Annotated in this window: 1 protein-coding gene; it reads right to left on the bottom strand. The window is 46.7% G+C overall.

The genetic code is table 11. The annotated features are described in order from the left end of the window. Window positions 1–197: 197 nt before the first annotated feature. The gene (alaS, locus tag RTR63_RS03905) at window positions 198–2,870 is read right to left on the bottom strand and encodes an alanine--tRNA ligase (RefSeq protein WP_312522760.1); all 2,673 of its coding nucleotides are present in this window, start codon (window positions 2,868–2,870) and stop codon (window positions 198–200) included. Window positions 2,871–2,975: the final 105 nt, after the last annotated feature.

Genomic DNA, 2,975 nt, shown 5'->3' with positions numbered 1-2,975 from the left:
ACGATTATACACAATGTGCTTTAGGCTTTATGATACCGAATGTTTGGCTAAAGTAAATGGCGCTTTGATTAAGCCTGATTAAACGCATGCCTTATATAGCCGCATAAATATAGCCGCATAAATATAGCCGCATAAAAAAATAACTCCATAAAAAACGCCGAATAAGTCATTCGGCGTTTTTTTAGACATAGTTTTAATTAGGCAAGTCGCTCAGCCAACCAATTTGGTAGTGCTTCTAATACGGCTGGCAATCCTGCCACATCAGTTGCGCCGCCTTGGGCAAAGTCAGGTTTACCGCCCCCTTTACCGCCAAGCTGCTCGCTTAAGTGTTTGATGATATCGCCCGCTTTGATTTTGCTGGTTAAGTCTTTGCCGACACTGGCAGTCAAGGCAATTTTATCGTCAGCCACGCCCGCGAGCACCACGATGCCATTATGCAATTTTGACTTCATGTCATCGGCAATCGTGCGTAATGCTTTACCATCCATGCCTTGTAAACTTGCAATCAGCACTTTTTGTCCATTGATATCTTGCACGTTGTTGATTAAGTCTTTGGCTTGGCTGCTGGCCAATTTTTGCTGCAAACGCTCAAGCTGTTTTTCTAGGTCGCGTGTTTTGTCGGTCATTTGATTGACACGGTCGGCGATTTCGTCGCGTTTGGCTTTGAGCTGACTGGCAAGTTGATTGAGCTGCTTTTCACCTTGCTGCACATAGTTGACTGCGCCCATGCCTGTCACTGCTTCGATACGGCGAATGCCTGCCGCGATACCTTGCTCACTGACGATTTTGAATAAGCCGATATCACCCGTGCGTTGTACATGTAGACCACCACATAGCTCGATGGAGAAAGGCTTGCCGTCTTTATCTACCGTACCCATCGACAATACGCGAACCGTGTCACCATATTTTTCACCAAACAGTGCCATCGCGCCTTTGTCTTGCGCTTGCGTCATGCTGAGCATTTCTACAGTGGCAGGTTGGTTGGCAAGGATTTGTTGGTTGACAATGTTTTCAATGGTGATGATGTCTTGCTCAGTCAAGGCTTTGTCATACGAGAAGTCAAAACGCAACACCTCACTATTGACCAATGACCCTTTTTGGGTGACGCCTGTGCCAAGATGCTCACGAAGGGCGGCGTGCAGTAGGTGAGTGGCGGAGTGGTTTTTGGCACTCATGGCGCGTACTTGGCTTGCGACGCGTGCTTCGCTTGACTGACCCTGGCGGATACTGCCCATTTTGACTACGCCATGATGGATGATGGCTTGACCAGATTTTTTGGTGTCTTGAACTTCAAATACACCGGTTTCGGTTTGGATGTCACCTAATTCACCGGCTTGACCACCGCCTTCAGCATAAAAAGGCGTTGCCGATAATACGATGACGCCTTCATCGCCCTCCTGCAATTGCTCAGCCGATTTGCCCTCAAGGTATAAATGGGTGATAGTGCTGCTGTGTTCTGCTTTGTCATACCCCAAAAATTCAGTGGCACTGTCAACTTGAATCAATTGGTTATAATCAACGCCAAATTTACCTGCTTCACGGGCGCGGGCGCGTTGCTGTGCCATGCCTTGCTCAAAACCGGCCTCATCAATGCTGATGTCGCGTTCGCGTACGATATCGGCCGTCAAATCGGCAGGGAAACCATACGTGTCATACAGTTTAAACACCGTTTCACCCGATAAAGTATCGCCAGATTTTAAGCTGTCTAATTCTTGTGATAGCAGTTTGAGACCTTGTGATAAGGTTTTGGCAAATTGTTCTTCTTCTTTTAAGATGGCTTGCTCAATGTTGGCTTGCTGTTCACGAAGCTGTGGGTAGGCGTCGCCCATGATTTGGGCAAGTGGCGCGACGAGCTTATAAAAGAAGTTGTCATTAGCGCCTAATTTGTTGCCATGACGAACCGCGCGGCGGATGATACGACGCAGCACATAACCACGGCCTTCATTGCTTGGCAGTACGCCATCTGCAATCAAGAAGGAAACCGAGCGAATATGGTCGGCAAGCACTTTAAGTGATGGCTCAGACTGTAAGTCGATATCGTTTGGCAAGCCAATCACTTGCGCCGCGTGCTGCATGAGATGGGTAAACATATCGATTTCATAGTTGCTATGCACGCCTTGCATGATGGCACTAATACGCTCAAGCCCCATGCCCGTATCGACACTTGGCGCAGGCAGTTTTTCAAGTGTGCCATCTTTTTGGCGGTTAAACTGCATAAAGACGTTGTTCCAAATCTCGACAAAACGGTCGCCGTCTTCTTCAGGCGTACCTGGCAGACCGCCCCAAATATGCTCGCCGTGGTCATAAAATACTTCAGTACAAGGACCACAAGGACCTGTATCACCCATTGCCCAAAAGTTATCCGATTGGTATTGACCGCCTTTATTATCCCCAATGCGGATGATGCGTTCGGCAGGCAAGCCCACTACGTTATGCCAAATATCAAAGGCTTCATCATCGGTGTGATACACCGTCACGTAAAGTTTATCTTTGGGTAGTCCAAGCCATTCATCCGATGTCAAAAACTCCCAACAAAATGGGATGGCTTGTTGTTTAAAATAATCGCCAAACGAAAAATTACCGAGCATCTCAAAAAACGTATGGTGACGCGCGGTATAGCCGACGTTGTCAAGGTCATTGTGTTTACCGCCTGCGCGCACACATTTTTGCGACGATACCGCACGTTTATAATCGCGTTTGTCTATCCCTAAGAACACATCTTTAAATTGGTTCATACCGGCATTGGTGAATAGCAGGGTAGGGTCATTGTGTGGGACTAGGCTCGATGATGCCACTGGGGTATGACCATTTTCGGCAAAATAATTGATAAAAGCTTGACGTATATCGGCTGAAGAAAACGGACGGCTCACAGCGGCTCCTTAAGATATTTCAAAATTAAATTTGGCATATATTATCAAAAAAATGTAAACATTGTATTTTAGCAGAATTCATTCGATGTGGATAATGCTTTTATA

It is taken from the genome of Moraxella sp. CTOTU47724 (assembly GCF_032014955.1).
GTDB classification, from domain to species: Bacteria; Pseudomonadota; Gammaproteobacteria; order Pseudomonadales; family Moraxellaceae; genus Faucicola; species Faucicola tetraodonis.
The sequence above is the reverse complement of the archived record's forward strand: the minus strand, read 5'-3'. Positions and strand labels throughout refer to the sequence as shown.